20 protein-coding genes and 1 tRNA gene are annotated in these 20,868 nt (G+C 60.7%); 5 read left to right on the top strand and 16 right to left on the bottom strand.

Features of this window, described 5'->3' with window-relative positions; all coding sequences use genetic code 11:
• Positions 1-8 precede the first annotated feature (8 nt).
• Positions 9-962 (top strand): Csu type fimbrial protein, encoded by a 954-nt coding sequence (locus FJU30_RS20070; RefSeq protein WP_150436751.1) that lies wholly within the window; start codon positions 9-11, stop codon positions 960-962.
• On the opposite strand, the gene fadJ is transcribed toward FJU30_RS20070, so the two are convergent.
• The 3 genes from fadJ to FJU30_RS20050 all read right to left on the bottom strand — a co-directional run bounded on the left by fadJ (position 940) and on the right by FJU30_RS20050 (position 5,099).
• A complete protein-coding gene (gene fadJ, locus FJU30_RS20065; RefSeq protein ID WP_150436750.1) occupies positions 940-3,129 on the bottom strand; it encodes a fatty acid oxidation complex subunit alpha FadJ in 2,190 nt (729 codons plus the stop codon). The two genes, FJU30_RS20070 and fadJ, sit on opposite strands and share 23 nt — an antisense overlap.
• Positions 3,126-4,439, bottom strand: coding sequence for an acetyl-CoA C-acyltransferase FadI (gene fadI / locus FJU30_RS20060; protein ID WP_150436749.1), 1,314 nt, complete (start codon positions 4,437-4,439; stop codon positions 3,126-3,128). The genes fadJ and fadI overlap by 4 nt, the downstream gene beginning before the upstream one ends.
• 363 nt (positions 4,440-4,802) lie before the next feature.
• The gene (locus FJU30_RS20050; protein ID WP_150436748.1) at positions 4,803-5,099 is read right to left on the bottom strand and encodes a YfcZ/YiiS family protein; all 297 of its coding nucleotides are present in this window, start codon (positions 5,097-5,099) and stop codon (positions 4,803-4,805) included.
• A gap of 463 nt (positions 5,100-5,562) precedes the next feature.
• Here FJU30_RS20050 and fadL point away from each other — a divergent pair, with 463 nt between their 5' ends.
• The gene (gene fadL / locus FJU30_RS20045; protein WP_150436747.1) at positions 5,563-6,861 is read left to right on the top strand and encodes a long-chain fatty acid transporter FadL; all 1,299 of its coding nucleotides are present in this window, start codon (positions 5,563-5,565) and stop codon (positions 6,859-6,861) included.
• A 54-nt stretch (positions 6,862-6,915) separates the two neighbouring features.
• On the opposite strand, the gene FJU30_RS20040 is transcribed toward fadL, so the two are convergent.
• From FJU30_RS20040 to ccmA, 12 genes are all read right to left on the bottom strand, one after another.
• Positions 6,916-7,491, bottom strand: coding sequence for a hypothetical protein (locus tag FJU30_RS20040; protein WP_150436746.1), 576 nt, complete (start codon positions 7,489-7,491; stop codon positions 6,916-6,918).
• 275 nt (positions 7,492-7,766) lie between these two features.
• Positions 7,767-9,332: a malate dehydrogenase (quinone) gene (mqo, locus tag FJU30_RS20035; protein WP_150436745.1), complete on the bottom strand. Its 1,566-nt coding sequence runs from the start codon at positions 9,330-9,332 to the stop codon at positions 7,767-7,769.
• A 412-nt stretch (positions 9,333-9,744) separates the two neighbouring features.
• Positions 9,745-10,497, bottom strand: a complete 753-nt coding sequence (gene mlaA / locus FJU30_RS20030; protein WP_150436744.1) for a phospholipid-binding lipoprotein MlaA — start codon at positions 10,495-10,497, stop codon at positions 9,745-9,747.
• An 82-nt stretch (positions 10,498-10,579) separates the two neighbouring features.
• Positions 10,580-11,449, bottom strand: a complete 870-nt coding sequence (gene ccmI / locus FJU30_RS20025; RefSeq protein WP_191091653.1) for a c-type cytochrome biogenesis protein CcmI — start codon at positions 11,447-11,449, stop codon at positions 10,580-10,582.
• Positions 11,446-11,934: a cytochrome c-type biogenesis protein gene (locus FJU30_RS20020; RefSeq protein WP_150436742.1), complete on the bottom strand. Its 489-nt coding sequence runs from the start codon at positions 11,932-11,934 to the stop codon at positions 11,446-11,448. Before FJU30_RS20020 ends, ccmI begins: the two co-directional genes overlap by 4 nt.
• Positions 11,931-12,485, bottom strand: coding sequence for a DsbE family thiol:disulfide interchange protein (locus FJU30_RS20015; protein ID WP_150436741.1), 555 nt, complete (start codon positions 12,483-12,485; stop codon positions 11,931-11,933). The genes FJU30_RS20020 and FJU30_RS20015 overlap by 4 nt, the downstream gene beginning before the upstream one ends.
• Positions 12,482-14,449, bottom strand: a complete 1,968-nt coding sequence (locus FJU30_RS20010) for a heme lyase CcmF/NrfE family subunit (protein WP_150436740.1) — start codon at positions 14,447-14,449, stop codon at positions 12,482-12,484. Before FJU30_RS20010 ends, FJU30_RS20015 begins: the two co-directional genes overlap by 4 nt.
• Positions 14,446-14,937 carry a cytochrome c maturation protein CcmE gene (gene ccmE, locus FJU30_RS20005; protein WP_150436739.1) on the bottom strand — a complete coding sequence of 164 codons (492 nt, stop codon included), beginning with the start codon at positions 14,935-14,937 and terminating at the stop codon, positions 14,446-14,448. The genes FJU30_RS20010 and ccmE overlap by 4 nt, the downstream gene beginning before the upstream one ends.
• Positions 14,934-15,134 (bottom strand): heme exporter protein CcmD, encoded by a 201-nt coding sequence (gene ccmD / locus FJU30_RS20000; RefSeq protein ID WP_150436738.1) that lies wholly within the window; start codon positions 15,132-15,134, stop codon positions 14,934-14,936. Before ccmD ends, ccmE begins: the two co-directional genes overlap by 4 nt.
• A complete protein-coding gene (locus FJU30_RS19995) occupies positions 15,131-15,877 on the bottom strand; it encodes a heme ABC transporter permease (RefSeq protein WP_150436737.1) in 747 nt (248 codons plus the stop codon). The genes ccmD and FJU30_RS19995 overlap by 4 nt, the downstream gene beginning before the upstream one ends.
• Before the next feature lie 62 nt (positions 15,878-15,939).
• Complete coding sequence (gene ccmB, locus FJU30_RS19990) at positions 15,940-16,566, bottom strand: heme exporter protein CcmB (RefSeq protein ID WP_395858628.1); 627 nt, start codon at positions 16,564-16,566, stop codon at positions 15,940-15,942.
• A gap of 20 nt (positions 16,567-16,586) precedes the next feature.
• Entirely contained in the window at positions 16,587-17,225 is a 639-nt protein-coding gene (gene ccmA, locus FJU30_RS19985) for a cytochrome c biogenesis heme-transporting ATPase CcmA (protein WP_150436735.1), read from the bottom strand.
• A 234-nt stretch (positions 17,226-17,459) separates the two neighbouring features.
• On the opposite strand from ccmA, the gene FJU30_RS19980 reads away from it, so the two are divergent.
• Together FJU30_RS19980 and FJU30_RS19975 are read left to right on the top strand one after the other, a co-directional pair.
• A complete protein-coding gene (locus FJU30_RS19980; RefSeq protein WP_395858599.1) occupies positions 17,460-18,371 on the top strand; it encodes a formate/nitrite transporter family protein in 912 nt (303 codons plus the stop codon).
• A 73-nt stretch (positions 18,372-18,444) separates the two neighbouring features.
• A tRNA-Arg gene (locus FJU30_RS19975) sits at positions 18,445-18,519 on the top strand.
• A 284-nt stretch (positions 18,520-18,803) separates the two neighbouring features.
• On the opposite strand, the gene FJU30_RS19970 is transcribed toward FJU30_RS19975, so the two are convergent.
• Positions 18,804-19,586, bottom strand: a complete 783-nt coding sequence (locus tag FJU30_RS19970) for an AraC family transcriptional regulator (RefSeq protein ID WP_150436733.1) — start codon at positions 19,584-19,586, stop codon at positions 18,804-18,806.
• A gap of 98 nt (positions 19,587-19,684) precedes the next feature.
• Between FJU30_RS19970 and FJU30_RS19965 the strand changes: the two genes are divergently transcribed.
• Positions 19,685-20,818 carry a multidrug effflux MFS transporter gene (locus FJU30_RS19965; RefSeq protein WP_150436732.1) on the top strand — a complete coding sequence of 378 codons (1,134 nt, stop codon included), beginning with the start codon at positions 19,685-19,687 and terminating at the stop codon, positions 20,816-20,818.
• The last annotated feature ends 50 nt before the right edge of the window (positions 20,819-20,868 follow it).

Genomic DNA, 20,868 nt, shown 5'->3' with positions numbered 1-20,868 from the left:
ATATAAAGATGCGATATTTCTCATTACTGCGAATAGTGGTGATCACGCTCACGCTGCTCTTGTGCCGGACCTGTCTGGCGGACTGCTCAGTGATCACCAGTTCGTCCGATCTCGGCACATTAAGCTCGTTTACCGTCAACAACAGCGCGCAGACGGTGGAAACCGGCAGCGGCTTCAACTGTTCCGGCGGTTTACTGACCCTGCTGAGCTCCAATACGGTCACCGCCACCTTTGCCGGTAGCCTGAATCCGGACGGCAATACTATGCGCCTGTATAACGCCGCCAGCGGCGATTATCTGCCTTATAACGTCTGCTCCGATTCTGCCTGTTCAACCCTGTATAGCGTGAATTCGCAGTATACCTGGCGCAGCGGCAGCCTGTTGGGGCTGCTGGGACTATTCAACTCGCCCGACGGGTCGCTGCCGCTGTATGTGCGCACCACGACCGGCGCCAACCTGGCGGCCGGCGTCTACACCGATACCGTCACCATCAACTGGCACTACCATATCTGCTTTATCGGCGTGCTGGGGATATGCGCCTACACCGATGGCGACACCACGTCCACGGTCAATCTGACGCTGACGGTGGCGAACGACTGCACGATTTCCGCGCCGGATATCAATTTCGGCACGGCGGCGCTGCCGGCGGAATTCGCCGCGGTCAGCGGCAACATGAACCTGAGCTGCACCAAAGCGGCGAGCTGGTCGATCAACCTGACCAGCAGTCATCCCGACGATGCCAGCTGGCGCCGCATGAGCGCCAGCGTCAACGGCAGTACCTATTACCTGCAGTATCAGCTGTACAACGGCAACAACGTCAGCTGGACGGAAAATAACGATTATGCAGGAACGGGCAGCGGCCTCGCGCAAAGCATTCCCTACACCGCCCGCATCAACGCCGGTCAGAGCAACCAGCCGGCGGGCGAATACAGCGATAGCGTTACGGTGACGGTGACCTTTTAGCCTCAGCGCCGGCCGGATAAAACGGCTGGCGCTGGTCGCGCTGGGCCAGCAAACGCGCGCAGGGCGCGAAACGATCGCCGAACTGCTGTTGCAGCAGCAGCAGCGTATCCACCACCTTGTCCACGCCCAAGCGGTCGATATAGCGAAACGGTCCGCCGGTAAAGGGCGGGAAGCCAAGGCCGAACACCGCGCCGATATCTCCGTCCCTGGCGCACTGAATCACGCCCTCGTCCAGACAGCGCGCCGCTTCATTCAGCAGCAGCATGACGCAGCGCTGGGCGATCAGCGCCGCGCCGAGATGCGCTTTCGGCGCCACCCCCAGCAGCGGATAGATGGACCTATCCGCCCGCCGCGTCCGCCGCCAGACGCCGCGCCGCGTCGGATAAAGATAAAACCCGCGCCGGTTTTTCCGCCCTTTGCGCTCATCGGCCAGCAGAGCCTCAAGCGCCGGCGGCGCGCTGAACCGTTCGCCCAACTGCTGCGTCAGGATCGGCGCAATCTTCAACGCGATATCAATGCCGACCTCATCCAGCAGGGTCAGCGGCCCGACGGGAAAACCGAACCCGACCAGCGCCTGGTCGATCGCATCAATCGGTTCGCCCTCAATCAGGCAGCGCGCTGCCTCATTGACGTAAGGCGCCAGAATGCGGTTAACATAAAAACCGGCCCGGTCGGCCACCACAATGGCCGTCTTACCCTGCTGACGCGCCAGCGCCAGCGCGCCGGCGATCGTCGCGGCGCTGGTCTGCGCATGCGGGATCACCTCCACCAGCGGCATCTTCTCCACTGGGCTGAAATAGTGCAGTCCGATCACCTGCTGCGGGCGTTGCGCGCCGGCGGCGATCTGGTGAATCGGCAACGACGAGGTATTGGTGGCGAAAATCGTTGCCGGCGCGGCGTTGCGTTCCACCTCGGCCACCATCTGCCGTTTCAGCGCCAGATCTTCGTACACCGCTTCAATCACCAAATCCACTCGGCGAAAACCGTGAAAATCCGTGCCGCCCGAAATCAACAGCATCTGGCGCTGCTGTTCCGCCGGCCGCAGTCCCTTGCTCCGCCGCCGCTTCTCCAGCGCCAGCCAGCTATGGCGCAGCGCGCTGTCGATCCCCTCCTCGTTGATATCGCGAATGCGCACCGGCAAACCGGCGCGCAGCGCCGTGACGCAGGCGATGCCGCCGCCCATCAGCCCGCCGCCGAGAATGCCGATTCGCCGCGGCGCGGCGTCGCCGGCCGCCGGTTCGCTCTGTTTCTTCAGCGCCGCCGAAGCAAAAAACAGGCTGCGCAGCGCGGCGGACTCCGGCGTCATCACCAGCTTGCCAAACACCTTCGCTTCCGCCTGATAGCCGGCCTGATCCCCGTTGTCCAGACCATAGCGCACCAGCTGAATCATTTTTTCCGGCGCCGGATAGTGACCGCGCGTTCTGGCGCGAGTCTGGCGGCGCGCCAGGCGGAAAAACCAGGGTCTGACCGGCGCGCTGTGCAGCAGACGCAGCGGCCAGGGGAGAGACGGACGGCGATATTTGCCCTGCTTCACCAGTCCGACGGCCGTGTCGAGCAGAATATCGGCCGGCACCACATCGTCCACCAGCCGCCATTTCAGCGCCTGACCGGCGCGCAGCCGGCGGCCGCTCAGCATCAGATCCAGCGCCCGCGGCGCGCCGATCAGCCGCGGCAGGCGCTGGGTGCCGCCCGAACCGGGCAGCAGCCCCAATTGCACTTCGGGCAGCCCCAACACCGTTTTGTCGTCCGACGAACAAACGCGCCGGTCGCAGGCCAGCGCCAGCTCCAGCCCGCCGCCCAGACAGGCGCCGTGAATGGCGGCCACCACCGGAAAAGGCAGCGCCTCGATACTGGCGAATATCGCCTGGCCCTGCTGCGCCAGCTCCTGCGCCTGCAGCGCCGAACGGCAGGCATCCAGCATGCCGATATCGGCGCCGGCGATAAAGGAGTCGGGTTTGTCGGAAATCAGAATCAGCCCGCGCAGCGCGGCGTGGCGTTGCGCCTGCTGCAGCAGCGCCATGATCTGCCGGGCGAACGCCGCCTGCAGCGTATTCACCTTTTCGCCCGGCACGTCGATGCTGATCACGCCGATATTGTCCGGTCGGATGGTCAGCGTAAAGGCGCCGGTTTCTGGATCGGCGGCGGATAACGGCGGTCGGGCGTTCATGCCGGCACCTCCAGCACCATTGCCGCGCCAAGGCCGCCGGCGGCGCAGGCGGTGGTCAGCGCCAGACCGCCGCCGCGGCGCCGCAATTCACGCAGCGTCTGGGTAATCATGCGCGCGCCGGTGGCGGCGAAGGGGTGTCCGTAAGCGATCGAACCGCCCAACACATTGAATTTGTCCATATCCACCTCGCCGGTAGCCTGGCTCAGGCCCAGCGTTTCGCGGGCGAAGCGCTCGCTGGCCAGCGCCTGCAGGTTGGCCAGCGTCTGGGCGGCAAAAGCCTCGTGCATATCGATCAGGTCAACATCCGCCAGCCGCACGCCGGCGCGCGCCAGCGCCAACGGCGTGGCCCATGCCGGCCCCAGCAGCATGTCCTGACGCACCTGCGCCGCGCTGAACGCATAGCTGCGCAAATAACCCAGCGGCGTCAACCCCAGCTGGCGCGCGCGCGATTCGCTCATCATCAGAACGGCGGCGGCGCCGTCGGTCAGCGGCGAGCTGTTGGCCGCGGTCACCGTGCCGTGCCGGCGATCGAAAACCGGCGCCAGGCGGGCGTACTGCTCCAGCGAGGCGTCGCGCCGGATAGTATTATCCTCGCTCAAATGGCTGGTATAAGGCGCCACGCGGGCGGTCATCACCTCATCGCGCAGCGCGCCGCTTTCCCAGGCGCGGCCGGCCAGCCGGTGCGAGCGGTGCGCCAGCGCGTCCTGACGTTCGCGGCTGATGCCGTAGCGTTTCGCCATCTGCTCCGCGCTGTCGCCCATGCGCAGCCCGGTCGAATATTCGGCCACCGCCGGCGCCGCCGGCAGCAAATCACGCGGACGCAGTTGACTGAACAATCTTAGCCGCCGGGAAAAACCGCGCGCCCTGCCGGCTTCGACCAGCACCCGCGCCAGCCGCCGGCTTACGCCAATCGGCAATACCGAACAGGAATCGGCCCCGCCGGCGATGCCGACCTGCACGGTGCCGGCCAGCATACTTTCAGCTACGCTCGCCACAGCCTGAAAACTGGTGGCGCAGGCGCGGGACACGCTCCAGGCATCGGTATGCACGCTCATGCCCGTTCCCAGCACGATCTCCCGTGCGATATTCGGCGCATCCGGCATTTGCACCACCTGACCAAACACCAGCTGTTCGATTTCGTGCGCATCGATCCCGCTACGCACGATCAGTTCGCTGACCACCATTTTCGCTAAATCGAGAGCGGATACGCCACTCCAGGCGGTGGCCTGACGGGCGAAGGGCGTTCTCAGACCCGCAACGAACGCAATGCGATCGCCGCGACGCGTCACCAATGGAAAAACCGGGTTCATAGGGGCTCCGTTCACAGACCACAGGTCCGACCTGAACTTATTGTTAACCAGATATTTACATTACGCAAACCGGCGACGGCGAAAATGCGACCGGTTCGATTATTGCCGCGCAGCGCAGATGAAGAGAGAAGACAGGAGACAGGAGACAGGAGACAGGAGATAGGAGACAAGAGACAAGAGACAAGAGACAAGAGACAAGAGACAAGAGACAAGAGACAAGAGACAAGAGACAAGAGACAAGAGACAAGAGACAAGAGACAGGAGACAAGAGACAAGAGACAAGAGACAAGAGACAAGAGACAAGAGACAAGAGACAAGAGAATAAACGGGAGGAAAGAGCTTCCCCCCGATAAAATCGCGGGATTAACGCAGGCCGAGCTGGAAAATCATCGTTTCCGCCTGGCAGCAGAACGTAAAATCGATATCCAGCTGCACGCCGTCATTCACGTCGGCAAAGCGGCTATCGATCGCACAGGGATCGGACTCGACCGAGCGCGCTTTCTCAGTCAGCGTATTCAGCATTGCTTCCGCTTCGCTGCGGCTGGCGAATACCCGGCTGTAGGAAGCGGTGCAGTCGGTGTTATCCATCACGGTGCCCACATCGACACAGCAGCAGGCGGCGGTTTCTTCAGCACGGCATTTATTGATTACATTGGTCATGGTTGTTTTCCTCTGCGGACATCAGCCTGATGGCCAGATCTGATCCGATTCAAAGATACCCGTTATCCTTCCGGCGAACGCGTCGGCGGCGTACCGCCATGCCGTCCGCCCGAATGCTATCGGGTATAAGCTTACTTTCCCGGCGATTTTACTCCTCCGGCTATTTTAGCTCCAGGACTTACTGCCCTGCGTCCCGATTAGCGGCATTTAGCGCGCGGGCGCCGCGTCAGGAAACACAAAAAACAAACAAGCCAGCCTCAACTGATTAACCATATGTTAATAACATCACAAATATTTATCATTATTGAAATATTCACAGATCAATTAAGAGACAATTTCGCCCTGGCGTTTATGCTTTGGCAACTGGTCTGATTTGCCTGACGCGACAGCCCCCCTACAATCGCGCACCCTTGTTACAACAGGTAACAAAGGTTAATAATAAACAAATAACGAGGTTTTGGTGATGAACCAGAAAAGCCGGTTTCAATACCCTATACTGGCAACAGCCGCACTGGCGCTTTGCGCGCAGGCCAACGCGGCGGGTTTTCAGCTTAATGAATATTCATCCTCCGGCCTGGGCCGCGCCTTCTCAGGCGAAGGCGCCGTGATCGATAACGCCACCGCCGGCAGCCGTAACCCGGCCAGCATGACGATGTTCGATCGCCCCGCCTTTTCCGGCGGGCTGATCTACATCGATCCGGACGTCAATCTGGAAGGCTCGTCGCCGGTCACCGGACAAAGCACCCGCGCGCGCAATATCGCCCCGGCGGAATGGATCCCCAATCTGCATTTCATCCTGCCGCTGAGTTCCCGCTGGGCGCTGGGCGCCTCCGCGGTGACTAACTACGGTCTGGCGACCGAATTCAACGATAGCTACGCCGCCGGTCCGCTGGGCGGTAAAACCGACCTGCTGACCTCCAACCTCAACCTCAGCGCCGCTTACCGCCTCGATGAGCATTTCAGCTTCGGTCTCGGCGTCAACGCCGTATACGCGAAAGCGAAGATTATCCGCACCGCGGGCGATCTGGCTTCGGTGCCGATCGGCGCCGGCGGGCTCAACGGTCTTGTCGACGGCCCCTCGTCAGAGGTGGCGCATCTGAAAGGCGACGCCTGGGGTTATGGGCTGAATGCCGGCCTGCTGTATGAAATCAATGATCGCCACCGCCTCGGCTTTAGCTGGCGTTCCAAAGTCGATATCGATTTCAACGGCGACTACAGGAATGACATACCGCGCGCGGCCGGCGGAACCGGCGGCGACTGGGTGCCTGGCGAACTGACGCTCAACCTGCCGGAAATGTGGGAGTTCTCGGCCTGGCACCGCGTAGCGCCCAGCTGGGCGGTGCACTATAGTCTGGCCTATACCAGCTGGAGCCATTTTCAGCAGTTAAAGGCCAGCGGCAGCAACGGGCAGACGCTGTTTGAGAAGCATGAAGGCTTCCGCGACGCATGGCGCATGGCGCTGGGCGCCACCTGGTTCTATAACGACGACTGGACCTTCCGCAGCGGCATCGCCTTCGACGACAGCCCGGTGCCGGCCGACAACCGCTCTATCTCAATCCCCGATCAGGATCGCTTCTGGCTCAGCGCCGGCGCTACCTACGCAATCAACAAAAACGCGTCGCTGGACGTCGGTCTTTCCTGGATGTACGGCAAAAAAGTGAACATCAGCGAACCGGTGCGCGACGGCAGCCAGACCTACTACCGCTTCACCTCGAAGGGCAGCGCCATGCTGTACGGCATGAACGTCAACTATACCTTCTGATCGACGGCGACGGGGCGGGCGGGGAGCGTTTCCCGCCCGCCGCTGCATAACGGCCTAAATGAAGACCCACCAGTAAAGGATGACCGCCGCCAGCATCATCAGCAGCCCGGGAAGACGACCAAACGGCGACAGACGGTTAGGCTCGCGCGCCAGGCTGGCGATAAATAAATTAAACGCCACGATGCACAGCATCACGGCCAGGCCATAGAGCATCTGCACCACCAGCGCGCCGTAGCCCTGTAAACCGCACACCAACAGCATGGCGAATACGATGCCCGACAGCGGCACGATCAGGCTGGCGACGGTGCCTGCCGGCTCGGCGATCAGACGATGTTTTAACCGTGCCTTCCACTCCTGTCGGCCGTTTTTGTTGCTGCCCACCAGGCTAATCACCAACCCGCTCCACAACAACATGACGATCGTCAACAGCGATACCGTTTTGGCGTTGACCTGTTCCATGATGGCGCTCTGCGCGGTCAGACGCAGCGTTCCCGGTCCCAGTTGCACCAGCAAACCGAACAGCAGACCAATGCCGACGAAGGTGCCAAACGTCGACACCTGCGCCTTGATAAAGCGCCAGAGTCCGGGCGACGGGATAGTGCTTTTGTCTTTAACGGCGTCCGATTTCATCACTTGCTCCTTATTTGATGGCAACAGCCTGGCGGCGAACGAATCCCCAATAAACAACGCATTCGGCGGCCGGCGAAAAGGCGAAACCCACGCGCCGGCAGCCTGAAAGATGAAGGGTATAACAGCTTGTCGTTTCGCGCATCAACTACGCGGCCGCCGGGCGGGCCGCGACGCGCCGGTATCGGACGCCGGCGCCGGTCGGGGCGAACAAAAAAGCCGCGGACAAAGACTCCGCGGCCTGAGGCAAGACGGGCGAACGGTAAAAAACCGGCGGGTTAGTGCGTTTCCGGCACGTGCAGTTGCAGCAGCTCATCCGTGTAGCGTCGTATTTGCTCCGTCAGCGCCACATTGCCGTTCAGGCGCTGGCCGTAAGAAGGAATGATCTCTTTCAGCTTATTGCGCCAGCCCGGCGACGCCGCTTTTTCTTTGAACACGCGCTCCAGCAGCTCCAGCATGACCGGCGCCGAGGTCGACGCGCCGGGCGACGCGCCCAGCAGCGCCGCGATCGTTCCATCCTGCGAGCAGACCACTTCAGTCCCCATCTTCAGTACGCCGCCGCGCTGCGCGTCCTTTTTGATGATCTGCACCCGCTGCCCGGCAATGACCAGCTTCCAGTCCCCCGGCGTCGCCTGCGGGTAATACTCCCGCAGCGCGGCAAAACGATCGTCATCCTTCATCATCACCTGATTAATCAGGTATTTGATCAGGTTGAGGTTGTTGATGCCGACATGCGCCATCGGCAGAATATTCGCCGCATTCACCGAGCTGAACAGATCCCACAGAGAACCATTTTTCAGAAACTTGCTGGAGAAGGTGGCAAAGGGGCCGAACAGCAGCGCCGGCTCGCCGTCCAGGATACGGGTATCCAGGTGCGGAACCGACATCGGCGGCGAACCGACCGCGGCCTTGCCGTATACCTTTGCCATATGCTGCTGCACGATAGCCGGGTTGGTGGAGACCAGAAAACCGCCGCCCACCGGGAAGCCGCCATATCCCTTCGCCTCCGGGATGCCGGATTTTTGCAGCAGCGGCAGCGCGGCGCCGCCGGCGCCAATAAACACGAAGCGGGCATTGATGACGCTTTTCCGCTCGCCGTTCTGCATATCGGCCACGGTGACCCGCCAGCTGTTATCCGCATTGCGCGCAATATCCCTGACTTCGTGATTCATGCGCAGGGTAAAATTCTCTCTCTGCTGCAGCCCGCTGACCAGTTGACGGGTAATCTCGCCGTAGTTCACATCGGTACCGCCGAGAATGCGCGTAGCGGCCATGCTCTGCCGCGGATCGCGCCCTTCGATCAGCAACGGCGCCCACTGTTTTATCCGGGCCGGATCCTCGGTGTACTCCATAGCGCGAAACAGCGAACTGTGCTGCAGCGCGTCATAGCGTTTGCGCAGAAAACGGCTGTTCTCTTCGCCCCAGACGAAATTCATATGCGGCACGCTGTTGATAAACGACGCAGGCTGACGCAGTACGTTATTTTTCACCTGATACGCCCAGAACTGGCGCGAGATGTCGAACGCCTCGTTAACCTCAACCGCTTTGCTGATGTCGATCGAGCCGTCGGCCTTTTCCGGCGTATAATTCAACTCCATAAAGGCCGAATGACCGGTGCCGGCGTTATTCCAGCCGCCGGAACTTTCCTCCGCCACCGCGCCCATGCGTTCGACCATGGTAATCGACCAGCCAGGTTCCAGCTCCTGTAAATAAGTTCCCAGCGTTGAACTCATGATGCCGCCGCCAATCAACAGGACATCAACCGTCTTATCTTCTTCCGCCACAACGCGCCCTGCCATACCCAACAAATTCAAACAGAACATCATATTCATTGATTTTCTCATTCTGTTACATCTTTTTTTACTTAAGTTTTTATATTTGCAGGTGAAAGTGTCCGACGACTCGACTTTCTGTCAGTTGGTTAAGGCAGGAAAATGACCGTGAATTGCACAACAGAATGCCCTCACCCCAGCGAAGCCGATGGAGGGCGAGATCTCAGGCAAGACGGGAGGGAATCATTCACAGCCTTCACGCTGACGAAACATTATTGTTACCCATACGTACAAAAACCACTTTTATAACTAAAGAAATTAACCAATTCTACAGTATTACGCAAGCCTGCCTCAGATCACGCCGGCGGCGCAACGCCCCTGTCAGCGGATATCGCCGGCACGCGCCGCCCTTGCGCCAGACGACACAAGGGGCGCCTGAGCGCCCCTTACGGCGGCAGACCGGCGGCGTCCGCCAGGCGGCCGGTCAGTCGATATCGTCAAGATCGCCTTTGATGGCTTCCGCGTTCGGATTCTGCGCCGGCGCGGCTTTGCCGTCGCCCGCCAGGAAATCCTGCCGCTGGAAATAGGCTTCGCGCATCATCAAATAAGGGTCGTCGGAATTACGCAATATTCCGTCGGAGTCAAGCAGCTGTGCGCGCGTCTCCAGCCCTTCGAACACCCATTTACCGGCGGACATCCAGAGAGTCAGATAGCTGAGCACCGGATAGAGCGTGTCGGCCATGTCGCCGCCGTCCTCACGCAGCGTCGCGCTGCCGTAGCCCGGCAACACCAGGTAAGGTCCGTAACCCACGTCGTAATAGCCCAGCGTACTGCCGAAACGGCGCGGTTCTTCGCGCGCCAGCTTGGGGTTGGCCATCGACGCCACGTCGATCAGTCCGCCCATGCCCAGCACGGTGTTCAGGAAAAAGCGGTTGAAATGGACCATGGCCTTATAGGGTTTACCGGCCAGAAAATAGTTGACCATGGTGGCCGGTTCCGACAGGTTGCCAAAAAAGTTATTCAGCCCGTTGCGCGCCGGCGTCGGCACATAGTCACGCCACGCCACGGCGGCGGGACGAACCAGATAAGGGTCCAGCACATTATAGTTAAAGCTGAACATGGTGCGGTTAAAGCCTTCCAGTGGATCCGAACGCCCCTGCTGTGACTGATCGGCCGAGCTGGCGCAACCTATCAGGAGTACGCTGGCAAACACCACCCCGCTCAGGCGATAATTCATATTTATTCTCCCTGACTGTATCGCATTGCATTCGCCGCGCGCGGACGCGGCGAATGCGGAAACTGTAGCACAGTGTATCAGCTTATTTCGCCGCTTCTACTTTCGCCTGCGCAATGCTGCGCGTTAACACCGCGACGCGAGGATCATCCGGCGGCAGCAAACGCAGCATCATTTGCCACGCGCCAATAGCCTGCTCATAGCGCCGCAGTTCGAAGGCGTTGAACGCGAACAGGCTCAGGGCGCGCAGATGAGTATGGTCGACGCGCAGCACCGACGCCAGCAGCTGCGCGGCCAGCCTGTTATCGTCCGGATCGCTGGATTGTGTCAATACCGCGGCATAGCCCAGCGCCACTTCCGGATTATTCGCATCCAGCCGCCAGGCGCGTTCCCACGCCTGAATCGCCATGGCGGCGTTGCCCTGAGCGGCGCCGATGCGCCCCAGCAGCATCCACTGGCCGGCATTGGCGGGATCGCGCTGCAGCCCGGTGCGCACCGCCAGCGCCAGACGGGCGATCTCCTCCTCGCTCAGCGGCCGGCGCTCCTCGTTGAGCAACCGTTCGCGCAACGCGGGCAGATTGTCCATGACCCGATGCCAGTCGCGCAGTTGACCGAAACCGCGCAGGCTAAAGTAGCTGCCGAGCGTAATGGCCAGCAGCAGCGCGATCCCCGCGTACAGCGCCCAGGCGGGCACCGGCCGCGCGGCGGCCGTCCGCGGCGGCGGTATATCGTCCAACAGATTATACTGCAGCTCGGCCACCAGCGACGGGCCGTCGTCCAGCGGGCCGGACGCGTCTTCGCACGCCAGTTCCTGCAGCCGCTGCCGATAAAACGCCTGATTCACCGCATCGCGGCTGACCGTCCGCCGAGCGGACGTCCACCACCACAACGGGCCGCAAAACAAACAGACGGCCGCCAGCAGCAGCACAAGCATCAGCAGCATCAACAGCGTCATCGCGACCTCCCGCCGGACGATTCGTCGTCCCGTTCTCCGCCGGTCGGCGGTAAAATCTGCGCCAGCCGCCGCCGCTCGTGCGCCGTCAGGGCGGCAGGCCGCATCCGGGCGCGGCGAATGATCACGCCGGCGCCGACGCATAACAACGCCAGCGGGCCAAACCACAGGATCAGCGTAACGGGCGTCACCGGCGGTTCCCAGGTGACGAAATAGCCGTAGCGCGCGACCATGTAGTCGATGATTTCCTGCTGACTTTTGCCCTGTCGCATTAACTGGTACACCTTCGCGCGCATGTCTCTGGCAATATCGGCGCTCGAATCAGAAATGCTGCTGTTCTGGCATTTCGGACAGCGCAGTTGGCCAGTGATGTGGAGAAACGCCTGCTCCTGCTGTTGCGAATCAAAAGCGTACTCCTGCGCCGGCTGTTGCGCGCGCGCGCCGCACGCGGCGCACAGCAGCAGGCATGCCAGCATGATGCGTTTCATCCTCCCTCCGTATAGCGCTGGTAAAGCGGCTGCAGCGTCTGCCGCCAGACGCGCTCGTTCATCTCGCCCACGTGGCGATAGCGGATAATACCCTGACCGTCGATCAAAAAGGTTTCCGGCGCGCCATAGACGCCCAGATCCAGCCCCAACATGCCGTCGCCGTCATACAGACTCAGCGCGTAGGGGTTTCCCGGCGCGCGCAGCCAGTCGATCGCCTGCCGGCGAGAATCTTTATAATTCAGGCCGACCACCCGCACGCCCTGTTGCGCCAGACGAGACAGAAAAGCATGCTCCGCGCGGCAGGTTGGACACCAGGTGGCCCAGACGTTCAGCAGCAGCGGCCGACCGCTGACCAGCAGAGAACGGTCGAATAACCGGCCCGGCCGATCCAGCTGTTCCAGACGGAAATCCGGCACCGGTTTGCCGATCAGCGCCGACTCCAGCTGGCCGGGATCGTCCCCCTGGGCGTTGCGGCTAAGCTGGACCAGCAGCGTCAGCGCCAGCAGCATAAACAGCAGCAGCGGAACAAACAGCAGCGCGCGGCGTTTCATCCGGCCTCCCGCACGGCGGCCGCGCGACGCGCTTTACCGCCGCGATAGCGCGGATCGCACAGGCAAATCAGACCGCCCGCCGCCATCAGCGCCCCGCCCCACCAGATCCAGCGCACGAACGGCTTATAGTGGAGGCGTACGGCCCAGACGCCCGGCGCCAGCTCTTCGCCCAGCGCCGCGTACAAATCGCGGGTAAAGCCGCCGTCGATCGCCGCTTCGGTCATCACGCTGCGCGCCACGCTATAGCGACGTTTTTCCGCCCGCAGCAGCGCCTCCGGCCGACCGCCCCGGCTGACCTCAATCACCCCGACGCTGGCGAGGTAGTTCGGCCCGCGGATTTCCTGCACCTCGCGTAACCTGAAGCGATAGCCGTGAATATCGACGCTGTCGCCCGCCTGCATGCGCACATCCCGTTCGATGCTGTAATTCTGGCTGAAGGCGATGCCGGTCACAGTGAGCGCCACGCCCAGATGAGCCAGCGTCATGCCCCAAAGGCTGGGCGTCAGGTGGCACAGACCGCGCCAAAAACCGTGCCGGTGCGCGGCGCGCTCATGCAGTTGCAACAGCGTTAATATCATCACCCACAGCGCCATCGACAATCCCAGCACCGTCAGCGCCACGATGCGATCCTGCAACAGCCAGGGCAGCGCCACGGCCAGCAGCAGCGTCGTCAGCCCGGCCAGCGCCAGACGCCGCCAAAGCAAACGCGGTCGATCGCTGCGCCAGCGCACCAGCGGCCCGATGCCGAGCAGCAGGGCGAACGGGATCATCAGCCAGGTGAACATCTGATTGAAAAAGGGTTGGCCGACGGAAATGCTGCCCAGCCCCAGTTGCCGATGCACCAACGGCAACAGCGTGCCCAGCAAGACCACCAGCACGGCCGTCATCAGCAACAGATTATTGGCCAGCAGCAGCGTCTCGCGCGACCAGAGCTGATGGCGCGTCCGGCTGCGCACCTGACCGCCCTTGCAGGCGTAGAGCAGCAGCGAACCGCCGATCGTCACCACCAGATAAGCCAGAATAACCAGGCCGCGCGCCGGATCGGAGGCAAAGGCATGAACGGAAACCAGCACGCCGGATCGCACCAGAAAAGTGCCGAGCAGGCAGAGCGAAAACGCGCCGATCGCCAGCAACACCGTCCAGGCCTTAAAGCTGCCGCGTTTTTCCGTCACCGCCAGAGAGTGAAGCAGCGCCGTACCGGCCAGCCACGGCATCAGGGAGGCGTTTTCCACCGGATCCCAGAACCACCAGCCGCCCCAGCCCAGTTCGTAATAGGCCCAGGCCGAGCCCAGCACGATGCCCAGGGTAAGAAACACCCAGGCGGCCAGCGTCCACGGCCGCGACCAGCGCGCCCACGCCGTATCGAGCCGGCCGGCCATCAACGCCGCGATAGCGAAGGCGAAGGCGACCGAGAAGCCCACATACCCCATGTACAACAGCGGCGGGTGAAAGATCAGGCCGATATCCTGCAGCATCGGATTTAAATCGCGCCCGTCGATCGGGTATGCCGGAAGGGTGCGGCTAAACGGGTTGGAGGTGAAGATGATGAACAGCAGAAATCCGATATTTATCGTTCCCAACACGGACAGCACGCGCGCCGTCGCCGCCAGCGGCATACGCCGGCTAAACAGCGCCACCGCCAGCGTCCACAGCGACAGTAAAAACACCCACAGCAACAGCGAGCCTTCATGAGCGCCCCAGACGGCGGCCACCCGAAACCAGACCGGCAGTTGAGTGTTCGAATTGGCCGCCACATAGGCGACGGTAAAATCGTTGGCCACAAAAGCATAAATCAGACACAGCCAGGCGCCGCTCACCGCGGCGCACAGCCCCCAACTGAGCGGCCGGGCGCACGCCATAACGCGCGCATCCTGGCGGGCCGCGCCCCACTGAGGATAGAAACTCAGCAGAGCGGCCAGCCCCAGGGCGAGACAAAGCAAAAAACTCCCCAGTTCCGGCATCATGGCGGCGTCGCTCCGGCCCGACCGGCCGCCGTCCCGGCGGGATGGCGGTGGTTGTCCGTCATCGCGGCCGATATCTCCGGCGGCGTGTAGTTCTCATCATGGCGCGCCAGTATTTCCCAGGCGCGCACCACGTTGCCCTCCAGCAGCTCGCCCTGCGCCACCACGCCCTGCCCCTCGCGGAACAGATCCGGCAGAATGCCTGCATAGGTCACGTCGATCGCCTGCTGCGCATCGTACAGACGAAAACGCACCTGCAGCGACTGCGCGTCGCGCTGAACCGAACCCGGCAGCACCATGCCGCCGACCCGCAAACGCTGCCCGACGTGCGGTCGTTCATGCGCCTCGCCCTTGCCGTTGACGATCTCGACCGGCGTATAAAACAGATCGATATTGCTGCTCAGCGCGTACAGCACCAGCGAAGTGGTCAGCCCCACGCCCAGCATCAGCAGCAGTACCAGCATCAGTCGATGCCGCGCCGGCGTTGTCATTCTCCCCTCCCGTCGCGCTGACGACGTTCGCGCCGTCGGCGCCGCGCGATGCCGCGCAACAGACTGCGACGCTGCCAGCGGGTATGCAAAAACAGGCCGAACAGCGCGCAGACGGCCAGCAGCAGCGCAGGCCAGACATAGCCGGCGTAACCGCCCATCAAACAGAAAGCCTGCCAGGATGAAAATGCCGGCGTCATAGCCGTTCCCCCCGCCGTTCTTTTTGCGCCAGTACGCTCACCCAGTCCTGATGGCGCTCCTGATACAGGATCAGATTACGTAACCGCATCAGCGTCAGGGCGGCAAACAACAGTTGATAGCCAACGATGCACCAGCGCAACGGCTGCCGCATAAGCGGTGAAATGGTCTGCTGCATCTGAGTCGATCCCTGGTGCAGGGTGTACCACCACTCGACGGAGTAATGGATTATGGGGATGTTCACCACGCCGACCAGAATCAGCAGGCTGGCCGCTTTACCGCCCTGCCGCCGATTATCGAACGCCTGATACAGCGCGATGGCGCCGATATACAGAAACAGCAGCACCAGTTCGGAGGTCAGCCGTGCGTCCCACACCCACCAGGCGCCCCACATCGGCTTGCCCCATAGCGAACCGGTGCACAGCGCGATAAAGGTGAAAACCGCGCCGACCGGCGCCATGGCCATCGCCGCCAGACTGGCCAGATTCTTCTGCCACACAAGGCCAATAAAAGCCGCCAGCGCCATCAGCAGGTAGATGCTGAGCGAGCCGATGGCCGCCGGCACGTGCATATACATAATGCGAAAACTATCGCCCTGCTGGTAATCCGCCGGCGCGAAGGCCAGTCCCCAGACCCAGCCGATCAGCAGGCAAAACGTGGCCAGCAGGCCACAGGGCGTCGAGATACGCCCGCACAGCGCATAGAGGCGCTGCGGCGGGAAAGCGTGATAAAACCTGGTGCGCATAATCTGTCCTGCTCATAGTTAACAGCGATAGCGGCGAGACGGACCCGACCGGACCGACGGCGTTACTGCAGACTGACGCGCAGCGCCGCCGCGGTGGCGAACGGCGCCAGCGTGGCGCTGCCCGCCAGCAGCGCCCCCAGCAGCGCCAGATGGCCGTCGAAAGCCAGCCCCATCGACGCCGCATCGATCGCCGACGCGGCAAAAATCAAAACGGGAATATACAGCGGCAGCAGCAGCAGGCTCAGCAGCACGCCGCCCTTTCCCAACCCCACGGTCAGCGCCACGCCGATCGCGCCGATAAGGCTCAGCGTCGGCGTGCCCAGCAACAGGGTCAACGCGACCGCCAGCAGAGTCCAGCCGTTCAACGACAGCAGCAGCGCCACCAGCGGCGATAGCAGCAACAGCGGAAAGCCGCTGATCAGCCAGTGGGCAAACACCTTGCCGAACACCGTCAGCGGCAGCGGCGCCGGCAATAACAGCAGTTGCTCCAGCGAGCCGTCCTGAAAATCATCGCGAAACAGCCGCTCCAGCGCCAGCAGGCTGGCCAGCAGCGCCGCCACCCACACCACGCCGGGCGCGATGCGCGCCAACAACCGCGGCTCCGGCCCGATGCCGAGCGGAAACAGGGTGATGACCATCATAAAAAACCACAGCGGATGCACGATGCCGGCCCGCTTGCGCCAGGCCATGCGCAATTCGCGTCTGACAATCAGCCAGAACACGCGACCGCCCCCTGGCCATCCAGCTCAATGCGGCGCATCGCGACCATGTCGCCGGGGAAATCCTGGTGAGTGGTCAGAACCGCCATCCCGCCGCGCGCCAGATGACGGCTGAGCAGCGCCATCAGACGCTGTACGCCCTGCTTATCAATGGCCGTTAGCGGTTCATCCAGGATCCACAGTCGCGCCTGGCTTATCCACAGCCGCGCCAGCGCCACGCGCCGCTGCTGACCGGCCGACAGCTGCGCGACCGCGACATCTTCATAGCCAGTCAGCGCCACATCGGCCAGCGCCTGCCAGATGCCGATGGGATCGTGCTGACCGCCCGCTCGCTGGTAAAAAGACAGATTTTCGCTGGCCGTCAGCTCGGTTTTTACCGCCGGCTGGTGGCCAAGATAAAGCAGGCTGGCGTGATAATCGACGCGTTGACGGTGAATATCGCGCCCCTGCCAGCGCACCTGGCCGGCGTCCGGCCGGGCCAGGCCGGCCAGCAGACGCAGCAGCGACGTTTTGCCGCTGCCGTTCGGCCCCGCGACCTGAACCATCTCTCCCGGCGACACGCCGAAGCTCAGCGCGCTAAACAGACGGCGTTCGTCGCGAATACAGGTCAGATTGTGTGCTTGCAGCATCGGACGGTTACCCGGCGGTCGGAAAAGATGGCGCCATTTTATCACAGAGCCCGTTGCGTCTTACAGGCGCCGCGGCGGCAAACCGCCACCCGCCGCAGGCTAAAAATACCGCGTCAGATCATGCAACGCGTAAAAACTTACTGTAAGCGCGCCGACAAGCGTTAATTCCCGGCGGCGGCGGAAAACGGCTACGCTTATATCCATACGGCAAGTACGACATGAGGATGTATGAACATGACGCCACAAAACATGAATGAAGTGGAAAGCGAAGAAAAAGAACAGGGCCGCAAGATCGAGATCAACGAAGATTCGCTGCCCTCGCCGGCCGCGGCGCTGCATGAACAAATCCGTCAGGAGGGCGAAAAGGAACTGGAGCGAGACGGCATGGCGCTGCTGTTATCGGCGATTGCCGCCGGCATCTCCATGGGCGCCTCGCTGATGGCTAAAGGTATTTTTCACGTTCACCTGAACGGCATACCGGGCGGCTTCCTGCTGGAAAACATTGGCTACACCTTTGGCTTTGTGATCGTGATTATGGCGCGCCAGCAGTTGTTCACCGAAAACACCCTGACCGCCGTGCTGCCGGTGATGCACAAACCCACGCCCGGTAACGCGCGGCTGTTGTTTCGGCTGTGGGGGTTGGTGCTGCTGGGCAACCTGCTGGGCACCGCGCTTGTCGCGCTGGCCTTTGCGCAGCTGCCGGTGTTTAACGAAGCCACGCGCGCCGCCTTTACCAGCCTGTCCGCCGAGGTGATGCACAATCCGCCGGGCGAAATGTTCGCCAACGCGATTATTTCCGGCTGGATCATCGCCACCATGGTCTGGATGCTGCCCGCCGCCGACGGCGCGGCCAAACTGTGGGTCATCATCATCATGACCGGGCTGGTCGGACTGGGCGATCTGACGCACATCGTGGTCGGCTCGGCGGAAATCCTTTATCTGGTGTTTAACGGCACGATCGGCTGGCAGGAATTTATCTGGCCGTTCGCCCTGCCGACGCTGGCCGGCAACATTATCGGCGGCACCTTCATCTTCGGTCTGATCAGCCACGTGCAGATCCGTAACGATATGAGCAACCATGCAAAAATGCAGGCGGCCCGGCAAGCGTCCGCCAGGGAAAAACAAAAAGCCGACAATGCCGGCTAACTGCTGACAGATTGAGCAAACAGACGGGCAAGTGCTTATTCCCCGACGGGAAATGCAGTATACTGCCCGCCGCGTCCCCGTAGTTAAACGGATATAACAAGCCCCTCCTAAGGGCTAGTTACTGGTTCGATTCCAGTCGGGGACACCAGAATTTCGTCTTCTGGCGTTTATCAACCTTTACCTCCCCATTAAAATCAACCCGTTGGGTTGTTTTCTTCGTCGACTGTCTGCTATTGAATTCCACCTATATCCACAGTGCTCTGTTGGTACAACCATGGGCATGGCAAGTTCGATGTGGTGGCTTAAGGGCTATGGCTGAATGCCTTCAGTGTGCCAGGAACAGGCGCAACTGGCTGTTTTTTTCACCGGTTCATCAGGCAAAATGGCCACGGGAAGCACGCCGTGATAATCGCGCAATGTCTATACCCAACGTTATCCATTATTTTCCGATAGCGTCAATGGATAGCGTGTTGGTGTTGTACCTGTATGCTGACGGAAAAAAGCGATGAATGCGCTGTCGCTGACAAATTCCAGCCGCTGCGCCACCTGATTTATACTCAGTCCATCGGCCAGCATTTCTATTGCCTTCAATAGTCTCCATTGCTGGCGCCAGCTCTGATAATTCATGCCGGTATCTCTGATGAAAATTCGACAAATGGTCCGCTCGCACGCCCCAGCCTGTTGCGCCAGTTGGTTCAGTCGTGGCGGCAATTCGCCTCCACGCACCCTGTCTAACCATGCGCTCAGGCGTGCATCGGAGGGAAAAGGTAGTCTCCGGTTCTCACTACGCGCAGTTTGCAATTCTTCACTAAATACGTTGATTAGACTGGTCTGTTGTTCCGCAGCCATTCCCCAGGGCCAGAATGCCATGCGCTCAATCACTGCGAAAAAAAGGGGATTAACCTCGACGATCTGTAATGGCAGTTCGGAAAATGGCAATGTGGTTGAAAAATACAGAGAGCGATAAGCCATAACGCCGCGCATCATAGCGCGATGAACGGTACCCGCCGGGATCCAGGCAGCACGATGCGGCGGAAGCAGGCACAGAGTATTCTCCAGTTCAATAGTGATAGTACCCGCAGCAGAAAAGAGTAATTGATGGCGATGGTGGCTGTGGCGACCGGAGTCGTGTAACCCCATATCGGCTGCAATTCCGATTACCGGGTCATCGAAACTATCCGGGTCAAAGAACTGTTCAGGCGCAATTTTTGCCATCTTGTCTCATATTTGATGTATTTAGTCCTGTTAATTGTAATCAGACACTGTCGTGACGGCAATAATAGTCATCCCTCCTGTAATATTAAGACGTCGCCATGAATACTATTAATAAACCGCCGCTGTGGTTATTAACATTACTGATTATGTTTCCACAGCTGGTGGAAACCATATATAGCCCTGCGTTACCCGATATTGCCCGTTCGTTCAATGTAAGCAGTGAGCGTACCTCTCAGACACTTTCAGTTTACTTTTTCGCTTTTGCTATAGGGGTAGCATTATGGGGGTGGCTGAGTGACCATATTGGTCGACGTCCTGCCATGCTGTCCGGGCTGATCTGCTATGCGGCAGGAGCCGTGATGGCGATAGCTACGGCAGACTTCAAGATATTGTTATTGGCCCGGATGGTATCAGCGTTGGGAGCGGCATCGGGATCCGTCGTGGTGCAAACCATGCTTCGGGACAGTTATCAATCAACAAAGCTGGCTCGCGTATTTTCGATTATGGGTGTCGCGTTGGCATTAAGCCCGGTGTTCGGTCTGGTGAGCGGAGGCTGGATTGTGAGCCTTTACGGCCAGACGGGGGTCTTTATTGCGCTGTCGTTGCTGGCGATATTGCTGCTGACGCTTACTGCGGTTATCTTGCCGGAAACACGGCCAGTGCGCGCAATCAGCCCTCACATAGGCTGTCTGGCTGTACGCATGATTCGCGACAGTTCTCTCCGGCGAAATGCAATGCTGATTTCGCTACTCAATGCAATGATCTTTAGCTACTACAGCCTGGCCCCGTTTCTTTTCGAACAATTTGATTGGGACTCCAGAGCATTTGGATGGACCGGATTGTTACTGGCGTTAGCAGCGCTATTTGGAAGTCTGCTGAACCGAAGATTATTGGCCGCAGGTATCGAACCGGAGCAACTGGTTCGACATGCCTGTAGCCTGGCGTTGTTATCCAGCCTTGTCACATGGGGATTACAGACCTCGCCGTGGATTTTAGCGCCTGTCGCTGGTGTCGTCGTCGCGTATAGCGTTGCGATCCCCAACGTACTGAGCCAGGCTCTGCATCACTATCGTGAACAGGCTGGCGCTGCCGGAGCATACTTCGGGCTGACCTACTATTTACTATTGGGTTTGATGCTGGGAGCCGCCGGACTGGTACAGCAGTTGGGCCTCGTTCTTACAGCCTGCGCGCTGACCGCCTGGTTATGCAAGCCCTCTTCAAGGCAGTTCTGACAGGAATGCGCCGCTATATGGCAATAGCTTTTCTTTATAATCGGCTATGC

The sequence above is a fragment of the Affinibrenneria salicis genome (assembly GCF_008710095.1).
This window is presented reverse-complemented; position numbering and strand designations above follow the sequence as displayed.

Excerpts from the sequence above, each read along its gene's own strand:
- FJU30_RS20070 (WP_150436751.1), top strand. The coding sequence starts at position 9 with ATGCGATATTTCTCATTACTGCGAATAGTGGTGATCACGCTCACGCTG.
- fadJ (WP_150436750.1), bottom strand. The coding sequence starts at position 3,129 with ATGAACGCCCGACCGCCGTTATCCGCCGCCGATCCAGAAACCGGCGCC.
- fadI (WP_150436749.1), bottom strand. The coding sequence starts at position 4,439 with ATGAACCCGGTTTTTCCATTGGTGACGCGTCGCGGCGATCGCATTGCG.
- FJU30_RS20050 (WP_150436748.1), bottom strand. The coding sequence starts at position 5,099 with ATGACCAATGTAATCAATAAATGCCGTGCTGAAGAAACCGCCGCCTGC.
- fadL (WP_150436747.1), top strand. The coding sequence starts at position 5,563 with ATGAACCAGAAAAGCCGGTTTCAATACCCTATACTGGCAACAGCCGCA.
- FJU30_RS20040 (WP_150436746.1), bottom strand. The coding sequence starts at position 7,491 with ATGAAATCGGACGCCGTTAAAGACAAAAGCACTATCCCGTCGCCCGGA.
- mqo (WP_150436745.1), bottom strand. The coding sequence starts at position 9,332 with ATGAGAAAATCAATGAATATGATGTTCTGTTTGAATTTGTTGGGTATG.
- mlaA (WP_150436744.1), bottom strand. The coding sequence starts at position 10,497 with ATGAATTATCGCCTGAGCGGGGTGGTGTTTGCCAGCGTACTCCTGATA.
- ccmI (WP_191091653.1), bottom strand. The coding sequence starts at position 11,449 with ATGACGCTGTTGATGCTGCTGATGCTTGTGCTGCTGCTGGCGGCCGTC.
- FJU30_RS20020 (WP_150436742.1), bottom strand. The coding sequence starts at position 11,934 with ATGAAACGCATCATGCTGGCATGCCTGCTGCTGTGCGCCGCGTGCGGC.
- FJU30_RS20015 (WP_150436741.1), bottom strand. The coding sequence starts at position 12,485 with ATGAAACGCCGCGCGCTGCTGTTTGTTCCGCTGCTGCTGTTTATGCTG.
- FJU30_RS20010 (WP_150436740.1), bottom strand. The coding sequence starts at position 14,449 with ATGATGCCGGAACTGGGGAGTTTTTTGCTTTGTCTCGCCCTGGGGCTG.
- ccmE (WP_150436739.1), bottom strand. The coding sequence starts at position 14,937 with ATGACAACGCCGGCGCGGCATCGACTGATGCTGGTACTGCTGCTGATG.
- ccmD (WP_150436738.1), bottom strand. The coding sequence starts at position 15,134 with ATGACGCCGGCATTTTCATCCTGGCAGGCTTTCTGTTTGATGGGCGGT.
- FJU30_RS19995 (WP_150436737.1), bottom strand. The coding sequence starts at position 15,877 with ATGCGCACCAGGTTTTATCACGCTTTCCCGCCGCAGCGCCTCTATGCG.
- ccmB (WP_395858628.1), bottom strand. The coding sequence starts at position 16,566 with ATGGCCTGGCGCAAGCGGGCCGGCATCGTGCATCCGCTGTGGTTTTTT.
- ccmA (WP_150436735.1), bottom strand. The coding sequence starts at position 17,225 with ATGCTGCAAGCACACAATCTGACCTGTATTCGCGACGAACGCCGTCTG.
- FJU30_RS19980 (WP_395858599.1), top strand. The coding sequence starts at position 17,460 with ATGACGCCACAAAACATGAATGAAGTGGAAAGCGAAGAAAAAGAACAG.
- FJU30_RS19970 (WP_150436733.1), bottom strand. The coding sequence starts at position 19,586 with ATGGCAAAAATTGCGCCTGAACAGTTCTTTGACCCGGATAGTTTCGAT.
- FJU30_RS19965 (WP_150436732.1), top strand. The coding sequence starts at position 19,685 with ATGAATACTATTAATAAACCGCCGCTGTGGTTATTAACATTACTGATT.